The following is a 20,528-nucleotide window of genomic DNA, read 5'->3' on the forward strand; positions in this document are numbered from 1 at the left end:
GGCGGTGCCGATGCGCGCCCGGTTGCTGCCGGGATGACCGACGTGACCACGACCACGCGCCGCGCCGATCCCGACGCCGCTGTCGACGGCTTCGAAGGCGGCTGGTTCCGCATCGACGACGAGGTCGAGCTCCTGGACGACGTGGTGTGGCGACCCGCCGCGGGGACCGAACCGGGATCCGCTGCGGCTCCCGCTGCGGTCATCGTCCGTGGCGACCCCCGCGAGCACATCGGATCGACGCTGCCGCTCGCCCGGCTCGACGAACTCGACAGGCCGGCCACCGTCCTGGGGGCGGCACGACAGGGACTGGAGGCCCGGTGCCAGCTGGCACCGGGCCTCCGGTCCGTGTCGTCTTCCGTCTCCTGCTCCGTCAGGCGACGACCACCTGCGCGTTGACCAGGATGTCGTGCAGGTCGGGACGGAGCGCATCCTGTGAGGTCGTCTGGACCTTCACGATGAGTGCTGCGCCGGGCTTGGCGAACGCCCGCGCCACGGTCGCCGACCAGGACCCGTCCGTGTTGTGCCCGGCGATCGACAGGAACTGCGCGGTCCCGCCGGTGATCGTCGGCAGGAGCTGCTCCTCGAGCCGGTCGGCCGGCAGCCCCGCGGCCGTGAACAGCTGCTCGGTGGCTGCACGGTCCCCGATCGTCGGGTCGAGGTCGGTGAGCCGCTGCTGCGTGATCGTCGCCACGGAGCCCTCTGCGTTCGTGTACTCCCGCGACCCGGTGGTCGGGTCCTCGCCGGTCTGCTCCCAGCCGTCGAGCGCCGAGACCTGGAGCCCGAACGCGGGCAGCATGCTCGCCGAGAGCGCGTCGCCGTCCTCGAACGTGAGGTCCTTCGTGGCGGAGTCGGCGGTGGCTGGCGCGGTCGGCGTCTCCGTCGGTGCCTGTGTCGGCGCTTGTGTCGGCGCCGGCGACTGCGTTGCGGCCCGCTCCGTCCCCGGTGCCGTGGTGCCGGTTCCGGCGCAGCCGGAGAGTGCGAGCACGACGATCACGGTCGCCGTCCCCGCGGTGGTGATCCTGGATGTGATGGACATGTGGTTCCCCCTCGGATCCCACCGTGCGCCCCGTGCACCGGTCGGTCCGCCTGGAAGCCTACGGGTCAGGAGCGGTGGGTGCACAGGACTGCGGCCACCACGTGACCACGGGTCATTCGTCGGCGTCGAACCGTGCCTGGTGCGCGGCGACGTCGTCACGGTGGGCCTCCGACCAGCGCTTGAGCTGGCGGACGGTCTCGTGCAGCGACAGTCCGAGTGCGGTGAGCTCGTAGGTCACGGACACGGGGACCGTCGCGATCGCGGTCCGTGCGACGAGGCCGTCGCGCTCGAGGGACCGGAGCGTCTGCGTCAACATCTTCGGGCTCACCCCGGCGAGCACCCGCGCGAGCTCGGAGTACCGCATCGGGCGCGGGTCGCCGTCGCAGTCGGGACCGCTCCCGAGTGCGGACAGCACCAGGGTGACCCACTTTCCGGAGACCCTGCCGAGGAGCTGCTGACTGGGGCACGCCGCGAGGAACGCGTTGTACTCCGCCTTCGCCGTGGCCTTCTTCTCCGCTGCGGTCATCGTCGCCATGGCGTCCTCCGGGTACCTACGCACTTCTGGGTAACTCCTTCCCATCAGGAAGCAGCTTGCCCAGAGTGGATCACGTACCGCAGATCCACAAGACCGTGAAGGGCACCCCATGACCAACACCACCACCGCGGGACTCCCAGGCGGCACCTGGACACTCGGCGATCGCGTCGTCAGCCGGTTCGGGTACGGCGCGATGCAACTCGCCGGCCCCTGGGTCGTCGGCCCGCCGAAGGACCACGACGGCGCGATCGCGACCCTCCGCGAAGCAGTCGCAAGCGGCATCACCCACGTCGACACCTCCGAGACGTACGGCCCACGGGTCGTGAACGACCTGATCCGCGAGGCCTTGCACCCCTACCGGCCCGACCTGCTCATCGCGACCAAGGCGGGCGGGCGACGGGACGCGCAGGGCGGCTGGCCGGCCGCCCGGAAGCCGGACGAGATCCGGGCGCAGATCGACGACAACCTCGAGACCCTCGGAGTCGACGTGCTCGACCTCGTGCACCTGCGAGCAGGTGACGCGGAGGGACCCGTGGAGGAACGGATCGCCGAGGCCTTCGAGACGCTGGTCGACCTGCAGCAGCAGGGGGTGGTCCGGCACCTCGGGATGAGCAACGCGACTGCCGACCAGGTCGCGGAAGCACGGACGATCGCCCCGATCGTGTCGGTGCAGAACGGCTACAACCTGGCGAACCGCCAGGACGACGAACTCATCGACCGGCTCGCGTCCGACGGCATCGCCTACATCCCGTTCTTCCCCCTCGGCGGCTTCGCGCCGCTGCAGTCCGAGGCACTCGCACGGGTCGCCGCCCGGCTCGGAGCAACGTCGATGTCCGTCGCGCTCGCCTGGCTGCTGCAGCGCTCCCCGAACGTGCTGCTCATCCCGGGCACGTCCTCGGTGGCGCACCTGCGCGAGAACATCGCCGGTGCGGCGATCACGCTGTCGAAGGACGACGTGCGGGAACTCGACCAGATCTCGGGGTGATCCGCGGTGCCGGGCGTTCGCTCGCGCGGCGTCCGACGCCGGGTCGGCCAGGTTGCGCCGGTGTTCTTCTGGCCCACCCCCGAGGGTGCCGATGTGGTCCTGACGAAACGACAGTACGAGTTGGCGCTGGCCGCTCGGCAGGTGGGCCGACTTGCCGCAGCCGCAGCGGTCGTCCTCGCTCTCGCCGCGATCACTCTGACCTACCGGACACGCAGAGCCTCTCGCGTTCGATGACGATCGCCGATCGAGACATGGCCCTCCCGGGGTGACGGCAACGCGTCGGGCCGCGCCCGGCGGCTCGCGGCGACACTGGGGAGCAACTCAACGCTGGGCCGCAGGCCGCACGACGATCTCGTTCACGTCGACGTCCGATCGCTCGGCCACCGCGTAGGAGACGGCGCGGGCGATCGCGTCGGCAGAGATCGACTCGGCACGGTAGACGACCATCGCGGCGGCGGCGGAGGCGTCGGTGATCGTTGCGGCGAGCTCGGACTCGGTCACTCCGGGCGACACGGTGGTGACACGGATTCCACGCGGTGACTCCTGGCGCAGCCCCTCGGTGATCGCCCGTGCTGCGAACTTCGTCCCGCAGTAGACGGCAGCCGTGGGCGAGACGTCGTAGGCGCCGACGGACGCTATCGTCACGACGTGGCCCGTGCCCTGCGCGAGCATGGTGGGCAGTGTCGCCGCGATGCTGTGGAGGAGGCCGCGGACGTTGACGTCGATCATCCTGTCCCACTCGTCGACGAGGCCTGCGGCAAGGGGCGACAACGGCATCACGCCGGCGTTCGCGACGAGCACGTCGATCCGCCCGAAGCGTGCCCGGGCAGCAGCCGCGAACTCCTGCACCGAGGCGAGGGCGGTGACGTCGAGCGGCACTGCCATCGCCGTACCGCCCGCCCCCTCGATCTCGGTGACGAGTTCGTCGAGCCGGTCGGTGCGCCGGGCCCCGAGCACGACGGGGTGGCCGGCCGCGGCGAGGCGGATCGCCGTCGCGCGACCGATGCCACTCGAGGCGCCCGTCACGAGGACGACCTTCCGTCGGTGCAGCACCATGCCCGCGTGGTGCAGGACGTCGTCCCTGAAGTCGCCGTCCGCGGTGAAGCCGGTGTCGTCTCGGTAGTCGATGTGGTCTCCGTCGACCTCGTAGGTGCCCACGTAGGCCGCCTCACGGTCACCTCGTGCCTCCACGTAGCGGCCGTCGGGCCGCAGCTCGTGGCGGATGCGGCCATCGGCGGTGAACCAGAGGCCGAGGTAGGGGTGAACGGGTTGGGGTGCGCTGCTGGTGTCCATGCTCCCAGCCTCGACGCCGTGCAGCCCCCGACCATCGCCCTGTCCTGCCGGGGTGCGGCAGGACCAGGGAGGCGGAGCTCCTGCCACCTACCCTGGTCCCGTGCCCATGCCCGCCGACGACCTCACCCTCGCCGCGTACCTGCGCGCGGTCCGCGGCCGACTCGCCCCGGAGTCGCTCGGACTGCCAGGCGGAGGTGTCCGCCGCGTGCCCGGGCTCCGCCGCGAGGAACTCGCCGTGCTGGGCGGCCTCAGCGTCGACTACTACACGCGCCTCGAGCAAGGGCGGGAGGTGAGTCCCGGCGCCGCCGTGCTCGAGGGCATCGCCGACGGGCTCGAACTCGAGGGCGACGAGCGCGATCACCTGTTCTCGTTGGCAGGGCTGGTTGCTTCGCCGCGAGTCCCCCGCGTGGCGACGTCGGTGACGCCGGCTCTCGGGCAGCTGCTCGACTCGTGGTCGACACACCCCGCGTTCGTGATCGACCCCGCGCACGAGGTCGTCGCCGCGAACGCCCTGGCCCGTGCGGTGTACGCGACCTTCGGACGCTTCGACAACCTCGTGCGGATGACCTTCCTCGACCCGACGGCGCGGCACTTCCACGCCGACTGGGCCCGCGCCGCCGACGCAACCGTCGCGAGCCTGCGGGCGGCGAGCGCGGAGTTCGGGAGCGACCCGCGCCTCCTTCGTCTCGTCGCGGAAGTGAACGACGCCAGCCCGGAGTTCGCCGAACGGTGGAGCACGCAACGGGTACAGCGCAAGACGACCACGGCGAAGCGGTTCGAGCACGGGGAGGTCGGGCGGCTGGAGTTCGACGCCCACACCTTCGCCGTCCAGGGGTCACCCGGCCTGCAGCTCGTCGTCTACGGCTGCGAGGCCGGCTCGGCAACGGCGCGCGCGCTGATCCTGCTGTCCACCGGCACGGCAAGCACATCGAGGATCAACGAGCCGGCGGCGACCTCGAAGCCGACTGGCCGCGCCCCCTCAGCGACTGACGGATCGTCGGCCGGTCCCGGTGGCGGACCGGCCACGCGCTGAACCCGGGTCTTCTCGGTGGGCCCTGCCGGGATCGAACCGACGACATCCACGGTGTAAACGTGGCGCTCTACCAGCTGAGCTAAAGGCCCTCACGACGATCCTAGAGCGTCACGGCAGCCGATGAGGTTTAGCCCCAGACTTACTTTCGACGATATGAAGCTCTACGCTTAACCCATGCAGTCCGAGCCCGTGATCGCCGTGATCGTCGACCTGGTCGACTCCCGCACGCTCGAGGACCGCTCCGCAGCCCAGCACGACGTGGAGCGCGCGTTCGACAGTACCGCTGAGGTCACCGCGCTCGATCCCCTGCGCGCCACCGTCGGCGACGAGTTCCAGGTCATCTACGGCACGCTCACCGACGCCCTCGTGGCGACGACGGCCGCGACCCTCGCACTCCCCCCGACCGTGCAGATCCGCCTCGGCATCGGCCGGGGGCAGGTCCGGACGATCGGCACCGGCGGCGCCGGGCCGCTGCAGGACGGTCCGGGCTGGTGGTCGGCGCGGGACGCCATCAACGAGACCCACCGGCGCGAGGACGGCCGGACCGCGTTCCTGCGGTCCTGGTACCACGACGCCGACGACCGCCACGGAACGACGGAGCGACTCGTGAACGCCTACTTCCTCAGCCGCGACCACGTCGTCTCGCGACTCGCACCCCGCGCGCGCCGGATCGCACTCGGTCTGGTCCAGGGCCGCACGCAGGCGCAGATCGCCGCGGACGAGGGGATCACCCCGTCGGCGGTGTCCCAGTCCGTGCAGAAGTCGGGCGTCGCCGCCCTGGTCGAGGGCCTGCGCGTCCTCGGGGACGGGGGCCGCTGATGCTCGCCGGAGTCCTCCTGACCCTCGTCGGGCTCGCCGACGTCGTCCGCGCACGGACCGGGACCGACGCGGCACCACGGCGCGTGCTGACCACCACGGTGATCGTCCTGCTCTGGGCCGCCGTGACGGCTGTGGCGGTGCTCGGCCTCGGCCTCGCGGTCTGGTCGGTGCTGGTCGCGGTCGTCCTCGCAGCCCTGTGGGGCGCGACCACGATCCCGGTGCGGTCCGGGGGCGCACCCGGCAGTGGCGCTCGGACACTCCCCTGGCTCCGCCGCTCCGGGTCCTGGCCGGCCGTCCTGCTCGCGGTCGCCGTCGCCGTGCTGCTGCTCGGGGCGCCGACTGCCGACGCGTCCGGCTTCGTGGTCGACTGGCACCGTGACGCCGGCCAGGCGTTCGTCGGGGCGGTCCCGCTCGCGGCGCTCGTCGCCGGCATCGGCTCCGCACTGTTCCTGGTCGACTCGGCCAACGTGGTCGTCGCCCAGGCGCTGCCGCCGGGGCTGTCGCCCGACGCACGGCCCGGCGCGGTGGCGGCCGAACCGACCCGCCGGAAGCGCTTCGGCTGGCGCCGCACCACCCGGGCAGGCGGAGCCGACGGGAACGCAGACGCCGACACGGACACGGACACGGACACGGACGGCACGGTCACCCTCAAGGGCGGACGCATGATCGGCCCGATCGAGCGCCTGCTGTTGGCCGGGTTCTCGCTGGCCGGCGCCTTCCCCGTCGTCGCCGCGCTGATCGCCGCGAAGGGGATCGTCCGCTTCCCCGAGATCCGCCGCGAGACGACCGGGTACCAGGCCGAGTACTTCCTGATCGGCAGCCTGGTGAGCTGGGCGATGGCCTTCGCCGCCGCAGGCATGTGCTGGTTGCTGGCACTGGGCTGACGAACGCACCCGGCCCCCGATCACCGCAGGTACGCTCTCCCCCGTGAACGGTGTCGGAGTCGGTGTCCTCGACGAAGCCGGGCGGCTCCGCCTGCTCGGTGCGGGTGTGACGGGCGCGGCCTTCGCCGTCGTCCTGGTCATGCTGGTCCTGTCCTCGTGGACCGAGGCGACCACCGCCGTCCTGGTCTCGGTCGGCATCCCGACCGCCGTCGCTGGTGCCGCGATCGCCGTCGTCCTGCAGCGCCGCGCCTGGCGCGCCGAGGGCGGCTACGAACGCTCGATCGCGGTGCGCGAGTGGATCGCCGAGGGCGAGGTCCCCGCGGGCGTCCCGGCGGACCAGTGGATCCCGCTCGTCCAGGCCCAAGCCGACCGTGAAGGCGCCGGCTGGGGCAAGGTCGTCCTCGGCGTGCTGTGGATCGCGATGACCTGGTCGATGCGCGACCAGCACGGCACGCTCATCACGACGATGCTCATCCTGCTGTGGAGCGCGATGGCCCTGTGGGCAGCCGTGTGGGTCATCCCCCGCGCCCGGGCGGCGCGAGCGCTCCTGCGCCGCGGCGTCTCCACGATCGGCTGAACCCCGCTCGGCTGAACCCCGCCCGGCTGAACCCCGCCCGCGCGCGCCTGACTACGCTCGGACCCATGCAGAGTCGCACCCTCGGCCGCACCGGCCGCTCCGTCTCCCCCATCGGTCTCGGCACCTGGCAGTTCGGCGGTGACTGGGGCCCCGTCTCCGAAGCCGACGCGAACGCCGTGATGGACGCCTCCGTCGAGTCGGGCGTCACCCTGTTCGACACCGCCGACGTCTACGGCGACGGCCGGAGCGAGCAGCTCATCGGCGCGTGGCGTGCCGCGAACCCCGACGTGCCGCTGACCATCACCACGAAGATGGGCCGTCGCGCCGACCAGGTCCCCGAGAACTACGTCGCCGCGAACTTCCGCGAGTGGGTGGACCGCTCGCGCCGCAACCTCGGGCAGGACACCCTCGACCTCGTGCAGCTGCACTGCCCGCCGACCCCGGTCTACGAGGACGACGCCGTCCACGACGCCCTCGACGCGCTGGTCGCCGACGGCTCGGTCGCCGCCTACGGCGTCAGCGTCGAGACCGCCGACCAGGCGCTCACGGCGATCGCCCGGCCCGGCGTCGCGAGCGTCCAGATCATCCTCAACGCGTTCCGGCTCAAGCCGCTCGACCGCGTGCTGCCGGCGGCCCTGGAGGCCGGGGTCGGCATCCTCGCGCGCGTCCCGTTGGCCTCGGGGCTGCTCTCCGGCAAGTACACGACCGACACGTCGTTCGCCGAGGGCGACCACCGCAACTACAACCGCCACGGCGAGGCCTTCGACCAGGGCGAGACCTTCAGCGGCGTCGACTACGACGACGGGGTGCGCGCCGCGCAGACCTTCGCGGCGTCCCTGCCGGACGCCGTCTCGGTCCCGCAGGCGGCGCTCGCGTGGATCATCGCGCAGGACGGCGTCACCGCGGCGATCCCCGGCGCCCGCAATCCGGAGCAGGCCCGGTCGAACGCCGCAGCCGGCGACCTGCCGCCGATCGAGGGACTGGACGCCACCGTGCACGACCTGTACGACACCTGGTTCCGCGCGAGCGTCCACGACCGCTGGTGAACCTGCGGAGTGTCGCGGTCGCGGCGGCCGCACTCCTGCTGGTGTCCGGGTGTGCCGCACCCGGACAGGTCACCGCCCGCGACGCTCCGCCCTGGCCACGCCCCGCCGACCTGACGGGTCGCGCGGATTCCGCCGGGCTCCGGAACGTCTGGGGCGAACGACTCGCCGAGCACGTGCACACGCACCTGACGATCCTGGACGGCGACGAACCGGTGACCGTCCCCGCGAACGTCGGGCACTCGGACAGCCGGAAGTTCGCCGCGGAGATCCACACGCACGACACGTCGGGCATCGTGCACGTCGAGTCGCCGACGGAGCAGACGTTCACGCTCGGGCAGTTCTTCGACGAGTGGGGCGTCTCGCTCGGTCCGGAGCACGTCGGTGGCCTGCGCGGCGAACTGACGGTGTGGGTCGACGGGCACCGGCGGATCGGCAACCCGCGCTCGATCGAGCTGACGGACCTGCGCCAGATCGTCCTCGTCGTCACGACCGTCGGCGAGGTCCCGCACCTGCCGGCGCCCTTCGACTGGCCGCCCCAGTACGACTAGCGCCGGAACCGGCTCGGCTCAGGCCTCCTTCGCCGCGACCCACGACAGGTCGAGGTCCCACTGCGCGACCGACCCGGCCGGCAGCTGCCAAACGTACTCGTTCTTGAGCTTCTTGCCGTCCTCGCGGAACGGCCCCGTCCGGTACGGGTAGAACGCCACCGTCGGCAGCGTGCCGGGCGGCGCCGTGCGGATGGCGTTCGAGAAGTCCTTGTTCAGCCGGCGCAGCTGCGCGATCACGTCGCCCCGGGCGGCATCCGCGTCGAACTCGCCAGCGCCCGAGGCGAGCTGGAACGCGATGTGCAGCTGCCGGTCACCGCGGTCGTCCTCGTAGCTGATCAGCCGGTGGTTCTCGACGGCCTCGAGCAGCTCCGGGTCGCCGTACACGACGTCCCGCACCACGTCCGGTGCGACGACGGCGCCGTTGTAGTCGACCGACAGGTCGGACCGGCCGTAGTGGAACAGCAACGGCAGGTCGAGCTCGGCCTCGGCGGCGAGCGCCGCGTGTCCGGTCGCCCGCAGCACGGACCGCAGCTCCTTCATCCGCACCACGTGTCCGCGGTCGTGGATGTTGTAGCGGATGCGTGGGCTGATGTTCTCGGAGCGGGCGATGGTGACGACGAGTTCGCCGAGGTCGTTCGTCTCGATCAGGTAGCCGAACGGGTTGAACTGGAACACCATCGGCAGCACCCCGTACTCGCCCTGCTTGGTCAGGGCGGCGGAGAGTTCCGGTGACGCGGCGATCGCCCGGCGCAGCTGCACGCTGAACGGTGTCTCGATGCCGAGGTTGATCTCGAGGTCGCTCGCCCCGTAGGAGCCGAGCACGGCCTGCGCGTACTGCTCGATGTGGGCGCGCATGTTCTCGCTGATGCCCTCGCCCCCGAACGCGGCGACGATCGTGTACCGGCTCCAGTCGAGCCGGTCGTCCTCGAACAGGGCCTTCAGGAACGGTGGGTAGCTGCAGATGATGTAGGTGAAGTCGGTGCCGAACTCGCGCATCGTCTGCACGATCTTGTCGCGGTCCGGGCCGATCGACTTGATCATGGAGGACTCGGTGAGCGAGGCGGTCACGTTCATCCCGGTGGCCCATGCCCCGAGCGAGAAGGCGTTGAGCACGAAGGGCTGCTTCGACAGGTCCTTCGCGGTGCGGGAGAACCCGAGCTGCAGCAGCTGTCGGGTGGCCTGGCGTTCGTCGGGGCCGCGCACCCAGCTGGTCGGGGTGCCGCTCGACCCGCTGGACTCGTCGACGACGACTCCGCGTCGGGGCAGGCGTCCGTCGATGCAGCGCTCGGGGATGCTCCAGCGCTTGACGTAGGAGTCCTTGTCCATCTCGGGGAGTCCCGAGATCGCCGCGGCGATCCCGCCACGGGTGTCGAGCCGGGAGGCGCGTCCGGACTCCGCCAGGAACGCGCGGTACGCGGGGACCCGCTTCGCAGCCCGTTCCGCGGTTCGCCATGCGCGCCAGCGTCCGAGGGTCCAGCGGAGCGGCTCGATGCCCGGTGTGAGCAGGAGCTTGTGGGTGCCGACGCGGGGCATGAACAGCGCGACGAAGGTCTCGACGATCCTCACCACCGAGAACACCGCGGCGCGCTTCACCGGGTCCGCCCGACGGTCATCGCTGCTGCGGGTCGGCGGTGTGCCAGGGGTGGCGGGTCGCTGTGTCCGAAGCGGAACAGCATCCAGGCCATCCGCCCGTCGGACTCGTCGACGCCCGCGCGTTCCACGAACGCGGCGTGTGACCGCGGGTTGGTGATCACGGTCCCGAAGGGGTGCACGGCGATGCCGCGTGCGGAGAACTCGAGCCAGATGCGCATGAAGACCCGTCCGGCTTCGACGTACTCGGCCGGGGTGCTGAACGGTCCCTCGAGCCAGGCGAGCTGTCGGACGCCCCGCATGGTGGACAGGTACACCCTGCGGAAGACCCCGCCGATGCCCGGGGCCTGCCAGAGTCCGCGGTGCTCCATGGCGAACCGGAGCACCGGGCCGGGCATGAGCATCGTCTCGGCGGACAGCCCGTCGCCGGTGGCCGCTGCCTGTCGCTTCGAGAACCGCAGCCAGTGCAGGATCTCGTGGTGCACGGCGTCGTGCTGCAGGTCGTCGAACAGGGTCTCCTGGTTGACGCGCACGATCTCGTCGACGGTGGCCCGGTCGTCGGTGGTCCGGAAGCGCTGCCCGGCTGCCGACGCGATGTCGGACGCGGCCTCGATCGCGTCGGTGTCGACGAGCGTCGCGTCGTAGGGCCTGCGCGAGGTGCGCCGTGCGAGGAAGCCGGCCAGGGCCTCCCGGTCGTCCGCGGTGACCACGTGCGGACGCAACGTCACCGTGCCCAGCCGGTGCAGGTGGTCGTCCGCCGTCCCGTCGTGCCCCGGACCGTCGTCACCCGGACCCGCGCTGAGCCGACCGAAGTCCATCTCGGCGTGGTCGAGCCGTTCCTGCACGGTGAACCCGTGCGCCCGTGCCACCACGTCGAGCCCGGCCAGGAACACCCCGGCGCAGACGTGCCCGAACGGGATGCCGAACGACTCCGCCGGCAACCCCCGTCGCAGGTCGTAGAACACGGTCGCGGTGCGGTCGTCCTCGACGCGCACGACGATCGGTTGCGAGTTGTGCGGCGACGGGTAGTGCCGCGCGTCCTCGATGATGCCCGTCCACGGTGATGCCATCGTTCCCCCTCGGTGGTCCCTGGCGACGATCATACGAATCCCCTCGGCGCCCCATGCCCCTCGGGGAATGCGCTGTGCAGAACTCGTGCGTAGCCTGCTCCTCGTGATGACCATCCGCACCGGCACCGACCTCGCCGCGGTCGAGGACGTCGTCGACGCCGTGACGGCGCACGGCGAGCGGTACCTGGACCGGGTGTTCACCCTTCGGGAGCGCACCGACACCGGCGACGACCCGGAGCGGCTCGCTGCCCGGTTCGCGGGCAAGGAGGCCGTCGTGAAGCTGCTCCGGCCGGCTCCGGACCAGGCGATCCCGCTGCGTGACGTCGCCGTCGTGCTCGACGCGAGCGGTGCCCCCACGGTCGAGCTGTCCGGAGCGGCCGCGGCCCTGGCGGAGTCGATCGGGTGCGGCCCGATCGCGGTCTCGTTGGCACACGAACGGGGGCTCGCGGTGGCGACGGCGGTGGCCCTCTCGGAGCGCTGACCCGGTGCTCCGGACAGGGGTGCGGTTTCCCGCACCCGCACGGCGGTTTCCCGAGGGCCGTTCCTCTTTATGGTTGCCGTCATGGAACAGGACCCGAACCCCTCCAGCACCACCGCGACGATCGCCGACCCGGCCACCGACCGGGCCGTCCGTCGCGCCCTCGCCGAGCACGGCCGACTGACGGTCGACGCGTGGGACGTCGCGTCGATCGCCGACCTCTACGCCCTCGGCCTGACCTCGCACGCCACCGTCAACGTGATGCTCGCGGTGGAGTCGGACCTCGACGTCGAGTTCCCCGACTCCGTGCTGAACCGGTCCACCTTCGCGAGCGTCGAGTCGATCACCGCCGCCGCGGAGCTCGCCTCGTGACCCTGGTCCTGCCCGCACCGTCGGTCATCGACCGCTTCGCCGAGCGTGCGAGCGCGGTGGCCGAGGTCGCCGCACAGTTCGCCGACGAGGTCGACCGCGACGCCCGGCCCCCGCGCGAGGCCATCGCCGCGATGCGGGAGTACGGCCTGCTCGCGGCAGCGGTGCCGACCGAGCACGGTGGCGAGGGTGCCTCCGTGTCCGAGCTCTCCGCGATCGCGACCGAACTCGGCCGGGCCTGTGCCGCGACCGGCATGGTGTTCGCGATGCACCAGGGCCAGGTCATGGCGCTCTGGCGGCACGGCGGCGACGGTGCCGGCGTGCTCGAGACCATCGGGGCCGTCCGTGACGGGGCGCTCGTCGCATCGGCCACCACCGAGCGCGGCGTCGGCGGCGACGCCCGGCGTTCCACCTGTTCCATCGAGCCCACCGACGACGGCCGGATCCGCCTGCGCAAGGACGCGCCGGTGATCTCGTACGCCACCGAGGCCGACGCGGTGTTCGTCACCGCCCGCCGCGACCCGGACGCCCCGGCGTCGGACCAGCGACTGCTCATCTGCCGCACCGACACGATGGTCCTGTCGCAGACGTCCACCTGGGACACCATGGGGCTCCGCGGCACGTGCAGCAACGGGTGGATCCTCGACACCGAGACGACGACCGACCGGGTGTTCCGCGACGACTACGCCACGATCTCCGCCCAGACCGTCCTGCCGGTGTCGCACGTGCTCTGGGCCTCGGTCTGGCTCGGCATCGCGGTATCGTCCGCCGAACGTGCCCGCAGCGCCGTCCGCAAGCAGGCCCGCGCCGCCGTCGGGACGACCCCGCCCGGTGCCCTCCGGCTGGCCGAGCTCCTGGTCGACCTGCAGGCCCTGGCCGACTCGGTGCGCCACGCCGCCGAACGGTTCGACGCCGCCGCCGACGACCCGGACGTGCTGGCCTCGAGCGCGTACGCCCTCGCCGCGAACGCCCTGAAGATCGGTGCGTCCGAGCGCGTCACCGACATCGTCACGAAGGCGCTGCGCATCGTCGGGATCGCGGGCTACGCCGCCTCGGGTCCGATGAGCATCGCCCGACACCTCCGAGACGCCCACGGTGCCGCCGTCATGGTGAGCAACGACCGTCTCCTCAAGAACGACGCCGACCTGGCCATCATGACGGGAGTGATCCTGTGACCATCACGGACACCACCACCGCGGACACCGCCGCCGCACTCGACGCCGCACGCGCCGCCCTCCGCGCCCGCCTGCTCACCGACGGCGTCCTCCTCGACCTCGGCACGCCCGGCCTCTACGGGCGCACCGGGGTCTTCGAGCGCGTGTACGCCGCGGTCGACGCCGCAGCGGTGCGGAGCCAGCAGCACCTCGGCGCCGAGGTGCTGCGCTTCCCGCCGGTCGAGCCGCTCGCGTCGTTCGAGCGCACCGACTACATCGCGTCGTTCCCGGACCTCGCCGCGTCGATCTCCGGGTTCACCGGCGACGACCGCACCCACCGCGCACTGCTCGCCGCCCGTGAGCGCGGTGAGCGCTGGGAGGGGTTCCTCGAGCCGGCCGACCTCATGCTCACCCCCGCGGTCTGCCACCCGGTCTACGGCCTGATCGGCGACACCGTGCCCCAGCAGGGCCGGGCCTTCGACGTCCTCGGCGACTCCTTCCGCCGTGAGCCCTCGCTCGACCCGATGCGCCTGCAGGCCTTCCACATGCACGAGTTCGTGCACGTCGGCACCCCCGCGTCCGCGGCGGCCCACCGGGACGGCAGCATCCCGGTGATGCGCGCGCTGCTCGAGTCATTCGGGCTCGAGATCGACGTCGTCCCCGCGAACGACCCCTTCTTCGGCCGCGTCGGGCAGATGCTCGCCCGCAACCAGGTCGAGCAGGCGCTCAAGTTCGAGTTCGTGACGAAGGTCTACGGCCCCGACCACGACGCCACCGCGATCAGCTCCGCGAACCTGCACGAGGACCACTTCGGCACCTCGTTCGGCCTCCGCACCGAGGACGGACAGGTCGCGCACAGCGCCTGCATCGCGTTCGGCCTGGAGCGCATCACCATCGCCCTGTTCGCCGCCCACGGCACGGACCTCGACGCCTGGCCGGCGTCCGCCCGCGCCGCCCTCGCCCTGTGACCACGCTGCACGGCTGGTCCGGATCGCCGGCGATCCGCGCCGCGGTCCAGCTCCCCGCCGCCGCGCGCGCCGGCGTCGTCATCTGCCCGCCGCTCGGGCAGGAGGGCGTCATCGCGTACCGCACGCTCCGTCTGCTGGCCGACCGCCTGGAGGCCCGTGGCATCGCCTCGATGCGCTACGACCCGTCCGGACGTGGTGACGGCGCCCCCGACCCCACGCCGGACGCGCAGGTCCGGTCCGCGCGCCACGCCGCCGCCGTGCTCCGCACGACGGGGGTGCAGCACGTCGCCTTCGTCGGGCTGGCCTCGGCGGCCCTCGTCGCGGCGAACGCGGCCGCGGACACCGACGGCCTCGTCGTCTGGGACGCCCCGGCATCGGGCAAGGGGTGGCTCCGTCGGCAGCGCGCCCTCGCGACCATCACGATCGGTGCCGACCGCGTGGTCGACGGCGTCGAGAGCCTCATCGGGTTCGACGTCGAGCCGGACGAGGCCGCCGCACTCTCGGACCTCGCCTTCGCCCCGCGCACCGGACCCACCGTCGCGCTCGTCCGTCCGGGTGCCCGGCCGCCGAAGCCCCTCGGTGGCGTCGACGTGACCGAGGTCACCGGCAGCGCCGAGCTCCTCGACGGCACGAGCATCCACGCCCGCATCCCCGGAGCCGCCGTCGACACCGTCGTCGCCTGGCTCGACACCTGGGCACCCGAGACGGCGGTGCCCGTCCGCGTGCCCGTCCTCGACGAGGTCCTCGACGTCGACGGCCGCGTGTCGGAGCGGATCGTCCACCTCGGCGATCAGGGGCTGTTCGGGATCGAGACCGTCTCGTCCGCCCAGCACCACGACGCCCCCGTCGTCGTGCTCCACAGCGGCGGCGCCGAGCACCGGGTGGGCGCCACCGACTACCAGGTCGAACTCGCCCGCGCCCTCGCCCGCGACGGCGCCCGGGTCGTCCGGGTCGACCGCCGTGCCACCGGCGAGAGCACCGGCGTGCACGAGGACGAGCGGAGCTTCCTGTTCGCGCAGGAGTGGGTCGAGGACCAGTCCGCCGTCGTCACCGCCCTCGCCACGCCCTCGGACCGGCTCGTGCTCGTCGGCATGTGCGCCGGCGCCTGGGTCGCGGGCCGCGCCGTCGAGGAGGCCCCGCGCCTCGTCGTCGAGATCAGCCCGAACGACTACCGTCGCGTCCCGGCCGAGCCCGGCTCGTACGCCGACGGGGTCCGGGCTGTCGACGCCCCGTCGCCCGCCCGGATGTGGGTGCGCGAGCGGTACAACCGGTTCGTGCCGAAGGCCGTCCGCGACCGGATCGCCCGTCGCGACCGGATGGGCGGGGTCGTCGGCCACGTCCGCCCGCTCGTCGAGCACGGCACCGACGTCGTCGTGATCGTCGCTCCCGAGGACGCAGCCCTGTTCGACCGGCTCGGCGGGCAGAAGGCCGTCCGGCGCTGGCCCGGTGACGACCGTCGCGGCTCGGTGTCCGTCGTCCGCGTCGAGGACGGCGACCACGCGCTGTTCTCCCCGACGATGCGCGAGGCCGTCGTCACCGAGGTGCGCTCCCGCGTCGCAGCGACGTTCCCCGTCCACACCTGACGAGGGCCGCCTGGCGGGCAGTCCGTGCGGCTGCATGTTCCGACGATCCACGTGTCGAACGACTCGTGGTCTGTCGCCACATGCTCACGCATGCAATGCGGGTCAGACGAGGGCGAGTGTCCTGGCGACCGCGGCAGGGTGCTCGACGTGGGCGAAGTGCCCGCAGTCGTCGAGCAGCACCGTCCGGACCTGCGGCACGATCTCCCGCAGGGCCTCCAGGTCCGAGACCCGCGCGAACACGTCGTCGCGCCCGGCGATGGCGGTGACCGGACAGGACACCGACCGCCAGCGCTGGAGGTCGTACCCGCCCGCCGCCCGCGCCGCGTCGGTGAAGCGGGTCGGCCGGAGCTCCTCGACGAAGGCGTCGAGGACACTCGCGTCGAGCCGGCGCACGTGCGTGAAGACCGGCGCGGCGACGAGCGGCAGCAGCCCGACCCGCGCGAGTCCGCGGAGCATGCGCCCAGCGGCCTCACCGGTGACGGTGAGTCCTGCGCGCAGGAGCGTGAACGCCGGCAGGGTCCGGAGCCCCCGCAGCGGGTGACGGGCGGCGGCGGCGGTCGCGACCGTGGTGCCGGACACGAGGCCGACGGAGCGGACACGCTCGGGCGCCACGACGGCGAGGTGCATGCCGACGAACGCCCCCAGCGAGTGCCCGACGACGTCCACGCGGTGCACCCCGAGCGTGTCGAGGACGGTCGTCAGCGCCTCGGCGACGACGTCGAGGTCGAGCGGACCGTCCGGAGCCGGCGAGGACCCCCAGCCCGGCAGGTCCACGAGCACCAGCCCGCGGACGCCGACGCCCTGTGCGGCCTGCAGCAGCGGCGTCCACGTCGACCAGGAGCCGGCGACGCCGTGCAGCAGCAGGACGGGGTCCGGGCCGGCGCGGTGGTGCACCACGACGGGCCCGGTCGGGGCCCCCACGACCGTGCGGGTCAGCCCCCAGGCGCCGGGCGTGACGCGCACCGGGTACGGGGCGTACGCATCAGCGGCGACGCCGTGACCACGTGGGTCGGTGTCGATGGCGTGCACCGGGCCTCCTGTCCGACCGTCGACGCGGACGCGTCCGTCAGGAGGGGTTCGGAACGCTAGCCGACGGGGACGGGTGCCGAGCAGGCGGCGAGCCGGTCGAGGGCCGCCTTGTACTCGGCGACGTCGCGCTGCAGACCGGGCTCGGTGATGATCGAGGCCTTGATCCGACCCTGCACGTCGATGACGAAGGTCGCGCGCGTGGCGAAGCCCTTCTTCTCGAGGAACACGCCGTACTCCTTCGAGACCGCGCCGTGCGGCCAGAAGTCGGCGAGCAGCTCGAAGTCGTAGCCGTTCGTCTCGGCGAACGACCGGAGCGTCGCCTTCGAGTCGACCGAGATGCCGAGGAGCTCGATGCGCTGGTCCTGGAACATCGTGATGTTGTCCTGCAGGGTGCAGAGCTCGTTCGTGCAGCCGGACGAGAACGCCAGCGGGAAGAAGACGAGTGCGACCGGGCGGTTGCCGCGGAAGTCGCTGAGTCGGACGTGCTCTCCGAACTGGTTCGGGAGCTCGAAGTCCGGCGCGAGTGAGCCGATCTCCAGTGCCATCGCTACGTGTGCTTCTTCCTCGGGCGTGGGGTGTGCCCGTCGGGTCCGTGCGCCGCAGATCGCTTGTGCACGATCGGCCATGCTACGCCGACGACACGCGAATGCAAGCACCCGTCCACCTGCACGTCACCATCAGCATCAGCGTCGGTCCTGGGGCCTAGAGTGGACGGGGCCCCAGCCGGTCGCGACCCGACCACCGGAGCCACCATGTCCACCACCACGAGAACGAACGAGGTCAAGGGTGACGGTGAACGACCAGGACCCGTACAGCACCGGGGCGAACGACCAGGATCCGCAGGAGACCGCCGAATGGCGTGAGTCCCTCGACGGGCTGGTCCAGACCCACGGACACCAGCGCGGTCGCGAGATCATGCTGAGCCTGCTCAAGCGGTCCAAGGAACTGCACCTCGGTGTGCCGATGGTCCCGACGACGGACTACGTGAACACCATCGCGCCGGAGAACGAGCCGGAGTTCCCCGGCGACGAAGAGCTGGAGCGCCGGTACCGCCGCTGGATCCGCTGGAACGCGGCCATCACGGTGCACCGCGCGCAGCGTCCCGGCATCGCGGTCGGCGGGCACATCTCGACGTACGCGTCGAGCGCCGCGATGTACGAGGTCGGCTACAACCACTTCTTCCGCGCGCAGGACCACCCCTCCGGTGGCGACCAGGTCTTCTTCCAGGGCCACGCGTCCCCCGGCATGTACGCCCGCGCGTACATGGAAGGGCGCCTCTCCGAGGACCAGCTCGACGGGTTCCGGCAGGAGAAGTCGCACGCCGGCGGCGGCCTGTCGTCGTACCCGCACCCGCGCCTCATGCCGCACTTCTGGCAGTTCCCGACGGTGTCGATGGGCATCGGTCCGATCAACGCGATCTACCAGGCGCAGCAGGCCAAGTACCTGTCGAACCGCGGCATCAAGGACGCCATGGACCAGCAGGTCTGGGCGTTCCTGGGCGACGGCGAGATGGACGAGGTCGAGTCCCGCGGGCAGCTCCAGGTCGCCGCGAACGACGGCCTCGACAACCTGAACTTCGTCATCAACTGCAACCTGCAGCGACTCGACGGTCCGGTCCGTGGCAACGGCAAGATCATCCAGGAGCTCGAGGCGTTCTTCCGCGGTGCGGGCTGGAACGTCATCAAGGTCGTCTGGGGCCGCGAGTGGGACGACCTGCTCGCCCGTGACACCGAGGGCGCGCTCCTCAACCTGATGAACCAGACGCCGGACGGCGACTACCAGACGTACAAGGCCGAGAACGGTGCCTACGTGCGCGAGAACTTCTTCGGGCGCGACCCGAAGGCGCTCGAGCTCGTCAAGGACTACACCGACGACCAGATCTGGAACCTCAAGCGCGGTGGCCACGACTACCGCAAGGTCTACGCCGCGTTCAAGGCCGCGACCGAGCACAAGGGCCAGCCGACCGTCATCCTGGCGAAGACGGTCAAGGGCTACGGCCTCGGCCCGAGCTTCGAGGGCCGCAACGCGACCCACCAGATGAAGAAGCTCACGCTCGACAACCTCAAGCAGTTCCGCGACGAGATGCGCATCCCGATCTCCGACGCGCAGCTGGAAGAGAACCCCTACACGCCGCCGTACTACCACCCGGGCAACGACGACGAGGCGATCCAGTACATGCACGAGCGTCGTCGCGCGCTCGGTGGCTACGTGCCGGAACGTCGCACGAAGTACACGCAGTTCACGCTGCCGGACGACTCGAAGTACCAGGTCGTCAAGAAGGGCTCCGGCAAGCAGGAGGTCGCCACCACCATGGCGTTCGCGCGCCTGCTGAAGGACCTGCTGCGCTCGCCCGACTTCGGTGACCGCGTGGTCCCGATCATCCCGGACGAAGCACGCACGTTCGGCATGGACGCCTACTTCCCGTCGGCGAAGATCTACAACCCGAACGGCCAGCACTACACGTCGGTCGACCGCGAGCTCCTGTTGGCCTACAAGGAGAGCCCGCAGGGCCAGATCATCCACGTCGGCATCAACGAGGCGGGCGCCCTCGCGGCGTTCACCGCGGTCGGTACCTCGTACTCGACACAGGGCGAGCCGCTGATCCCGGTCTACGTCTTCTACTCGATGTTCGGGTTCCAGCGCACCGGCGACGCCATCTGGGCCGCTGGCGACCAGATGACCCGTGGCTTCATGATCGGCGCGACCGCCGGCCGCACCACGCTGACGGGCGAAGGTCTGCAGCACGCGGACGGCCACTCGCCGCTCCTCGCCACGACGAACCCGGCCGTCGTCTCGTACGACCCGGCGTACGGCTACGAGATCGGCCACATCGTCAAGGCCGGCCTCGACCGCATGTACGGCACGAACGAGGACGGCTCGCCGAAGCACGCCGACCCGAACGTCATGTACTACCTGACGGTCTACAACGAGCCGCTGGTCCAGCCGGCCGAGCCCGAGGGCGTCGACGTCGAGGGCATCCTCAAGGGGATGTACCTGCTCAAGCCGAGCGAGCACGACGGGCCGAAGGCCCAGCTGCTCGCGTCCGGTGTCGCCGTGCCGTGGATCCTCGAGGCGCAGCAGCTCCTCGCCGAGGACTGGGGCGTGTCGGCCGACGTCTGGAGCGTCACGAGCTGGGGTGAGCTGTACCGCGATGGTGTGGCCGCCGAGCAGCAGGCGTTCCTCAACCCGAACGAGCCGGCCCGCACGCCGTTCGTCACCGAGCGTCTGCTCGACACCGAGGGGCCGGTCGTCGCCGTGAGCGACTTCATGCACCTGGTGCAGGAGCAGATCCGCCCGTTCGTGCCGACCGACTACGCCACCCTCGGCGCCGACGGCTTCGGCTTCTCGGACACCCGTCCGGCCGCTCGCCGCTTCTTCCACATCGACGGCCCCTCGGTCGTCGTGCGGACGCTGCAGCAGCTCGCCCGCCAGGGCAAGGTCGACGGCGCGCTCGTCCAGCAGGCGATCGACAAGTACCGCCTGCACGACGTGACCGCCGGCACCACCGGCAGCGCGGGCGGCGAGAGCTGA

At 71.6% G+C, this 20,528-nt stretch carries 21 protein-coding genes and 1 tRNA gene; 14 read left to right on the plus strand and 8 right to left on the minus strand.

Features of this window, described 5'->3' with window-relative positions; genetic code table 11:
• Positions 1-42 precede the first annotated feature (42 nt).
• Positions 43-396: a hypothetical protein gene (locus DEI85_RS09360; RefSeq protein ID WP_146249015.1), complete on the plus strand. Its 354-nt coding sequence runs from the start codon at positions 43-45 to the stop codon at positions 394-396.
• On the opposite strand, the gene DEI85_RS09365 is transcribed toward DEI85_RS09360, so the two are convergent.
• Together DEI85_RS09365 and DEI85_RS09370 are read right to left on the minus strand one after the other, a co-directional pair.
• Positions 371-1,036: a hypothetical protein gene (locus tag DEI85_RS09365; protein ID WP_111123993.1), complete on the minus strand. Its 666-nt coding sequence runs from the start codon at positions 1,034-1,036 to the stop codon at positions 371-373. The genes DEI85_RS09360 and DEI85_RS09365 overlap by 26 nt on opposite strands.
• 112 nt (positions 1,037-1,148) lie before the next feature.
• Positions 1,149-1,595, minus strand: coding sequence for a winged helix-turn-helix transcriptional regulator (locus tag DEI85_RS09370; protein ID WP_258376382.1), 447 nt, complete (start codon positions 1,593-1,595; stop codon positions 1,149-1,151).
• A gap of 85 nt (positions 1,596-1,680) precedes the next feature.
• Between DEI85_RS09370 and DEI85_RS09375 the strand changes: the two genes are divergently transcribed.
• Positions 1,681-2,556, plus strand: a complete 876-nt coding sequence (locus tag DEI85_RS09375; protein ID WP_111123995.1) for an oxidoreductase — start codon at positions 1,681-1,683, stop codon at positions 2,554-2,556.
• Positions 2,557-2,877: 321 nt separating this feature from the next.
• Here the strand turns inward: DEI85_RS09375 and DEI85_RS09380 are convergent, their stop codons facing one another.
• Positions 2,878-3,849 (minus strand): SDR family NAD(P)-dependent oxidoreductase, encoded by a 972-nt coding sequence (locus DEI85_RS09380; protein WP_111123996.1) that lies wholly within the window; start codon positions 3,847-3,849, stop codon positions 2,878-2,880.
• Between the two features lie 106 nt (positions 3,850-3,955).
• Between DEI85_RS09380 and DEI85_RS09385 the strand changes: the two genes are divergently transcribed.
• Positions 3,956-4,882, plus strand: a complete 927-nt coding sequence (locus DEI85_RS09385; RefSeq protein WP_111091393.1) for a helix-turn-helix transcriptional regulator — start codon at positions 3,956-3,958, stop codon at positions 4,880-4,882.
• A gap of 16 nt (positions 4,883-4,898) precedes the next feature.
• Here DEI85_RS09385 and DEI85_RS09390 read toward each other — a convergent pair.
• A tRNA-Val gene (locus DEI85_RS09390) sits at positions 4,899-4,971 on the minus strand.
• An 85-nt stretch (positions 4,972-5,056) separates the two neighbouring features.
• On the opposite strand from DEI85_RS09390, the gene DEI85_RS09395 reads away from it, so the two are divergent.
• The 5 genes from DEI85_RS09395 (at position 5,057) to DEI85_RS09415 (ending at position 8,756) form a co-directional block, all read left to right on the plus strand.
• The gene (locus DEI85_RS09395; protein ID WP_111091394.1) at positions 5,057-5,701 is read left to right on the plus strand and encodes a SatD family protein; all 645 of its coding nucleotides are present in this window, start codon (positions 5,057-5,059) and stop codon (positions 5,699-5,701) included.
• Positions 5,701-6,585, plus strand: coding sequence for a hypothetical protein (locus DEI85_RS09400; RefSeq protein ID WP_111123997.1), 885 nt, complete (start codon positions 5,701-5,703; stop codon positions 6,583-6,585). Before DEI85_RS09395 ends, DEI85_RS09400 begins: the two co-directional genes overlap by 1 nt.
• 43 nt (positions 6,586-6,628) lie before the next feature.
• A complete protein-coding gene (locus tag DEI85_RS09405) occupies positions 6,629-7,162 on the plus strand; it encodes a hypothetical protein (RefSeq protein ID WP_111091396.1) in 534 nt (177 codons plus the stop codon).
• A gap of 65 nt (positions 7,163-7,227) precedes the next feature.
• Positions 7,228-8,208, plus strand: coding sequence for an aldo/keto reductase (locus tag DEI85_RS09410; RefSeq protein WP_111123998.1), 981 nt, complete (start codon positions 7,228-7,230; stop codon positions 8,206-8,208).
• Complete coding sequence (locus DEI85_RS09415) at positions 8,205-8,756, plus strand: hypothetical protein (RefSeq protein WP_111123999.1); 552 nt, start codon at positions 8,205-8,207, stop codon at positions 8,754-8,756. The genes DEI85_RS09410 and DEI85_RS09415 overlap by 4 nt, the downstream gene beginning before the upstream one ends.
• An 18-nt stretch (positions 8,757-8,774) precedes the next feature.
• On the opposite strand, the gene DEI85_RS09420 is transcribed toward DEI85_RS09415, so the two are convergent.
• Together DEI85_RS09420 and DEI85_RS09425 are read right to left on the minus strand one after the other, a co-directional pair.
• Entirely contained in the window at positions 8,775-10,349 is a 1,575-nt protein-coding gene (locus DEI85_RS09420; RefSeq protein ID WP_258376383.1) for a phenylacetate--CoA ligase family protein, read from the minus strand.
• Positions 10,346-11,416, minus strand: a complete 1,071-nt coding sequence (locus DEI85_RS09425; RefSeq protein WP_110862255.1) for a nitroreductase family protein — start codon at positions 11,414-11,416, stop codon at positions 10,346-10,348. Before DEI85_RS09425 ends, DEI85_RS09420 begins: the two co-directional genes overlap by 4 nt.
• A gap of 106 nt (positions 11,417-11,522) precedes the next feature.
• Here DEI85_RS09425 and DEI85_RS09430 point away from each other — a divergent pair, with 106 nt between their 5' ends.
• The 5 genes from DEI85_RS09430 (at position 11,523) to DEI85_RS09450 (ending at position 15,968) form a co-directional block, all read left to right on the plus strand.
• Entirely contained in the window at positions 11,523-11,897 is a 375-nt protein-coding gene (locus DEI85_RS09430) for a holo-ACP synthase (RefSeq protein ID WP_181435584.1), read from the plus strand.
• An 81-nt stretch (positions 11,898-11,978) separates the two neighbouring features.
• On the plus strand, positions 11,979-12,266 hold the full coding sequence (locus DEI85_RS09435; protein ID WP_051596691.1) for an acyl carrier protein: 288 nt from the start codon (positions 11,979-11,981) through the stop codon (positions 12,264-12,266).
• On the plus strand, positions 12,263-13,438 hold the full coding sequence (locus tag DEI85_RS09440) for an acyl-CoA dehydrogenase family protein (RefSeq protein WP_111124000.1): 1,176 nt from the start codon (positions 12,263-12,265) through the stop codon (positions 13,436-13,438). The genes DEI85_RS09435 and DEI85_RS09440 overlap by 4 nt, the downstream gene beginning before the upstream one ends.
• Entirely contained in the window at positions 13,435-14,385 is a 951-nt protein-coding gene (locus DEI85_RS09445) for an amino acid--[acyl-carrier-protein] ligase (protein WP_111124001.1), read from the plus strand. The genes DEI85_RS09440 and DEI85_RS09445 overlap by 4 nt, the downstream gene beginning before the upstream one ends.
• Complete coding sequence (locus DEI85_RS09450; RefSeq protein ID WP_111124002.1) at positions 14,382-15,968, plus strand: alpha/beta fold hydrolase; 1,587 nt, start codon at positions 14,382-14,384, stop codon at positions 15,966-15,968. Before DEI85_RS09445 ends, DEI85_RS09450 begins: the two co-directional genes overlap by 4 nt.
• Before the next feature lie 102 nt (positions 15,969-16,070).
• Here the strand turns inward: DEI85_RS09450 and DEI85_RS09455 are convergent, their stop codons facing one another.
• Both DEI85_RS09455 and DEI85_RS09460 read right to left on the minus strand, forming a co-directional pair.
• Positions 16,071-16,997 carry an alpha/beta fold hydrolase gene (locus tag DEI85_RS09455; protein ID WP_181436420.1) on the minus strand — a complete coding sequence of 309 codons (927 nt, stop codon included), beginning with the start codon at positions 16,995-16,997 and terminating at the stop codon, positions 16,071-16,073.
• Positions 16,998-17,053: 56 nt separating this feature from the next.
• On the minus strand, positions 17,054-17,542 hold the full coding sequence (locus tag DEI85_RS09460) for a peroxiredoxin (protein ID WP_110862105.1): 489 nt from the start codon (positions 17,540-17,542) through the stop codon (positions 17,054-17,056).
• Positions 17,543-17,783: 241 nt separating this feature from the next.
• Between DEI85_RS09460 and aceE the strand changes: the two genes are divergently transcribed.
• Positions 17,784-20,528: a pyruvate dehydrogenase (acetyl-transferring), homodimeric type gene (gene aceE, locus DEI85_RS09465; protein ID WP_110862103.1), complete on the plus strand. Its 2,745-nt coding sequence runs from the start codon at positions 17,784-17,786 to the stop codon at positions 20,526-20,528.

Origin of the sequence: Curtobacterium sp. MCBD17_026, assembly GCF_003234895.2 — a bacterium.
GTDB classification, from domain to species: domain Bacteria; phylum Actinomycetota; class Actinomycetes; order Actinomycetales; family Microbacteriaceae; genus Curtobacterium; species Curtobacterium flaccumfaciens.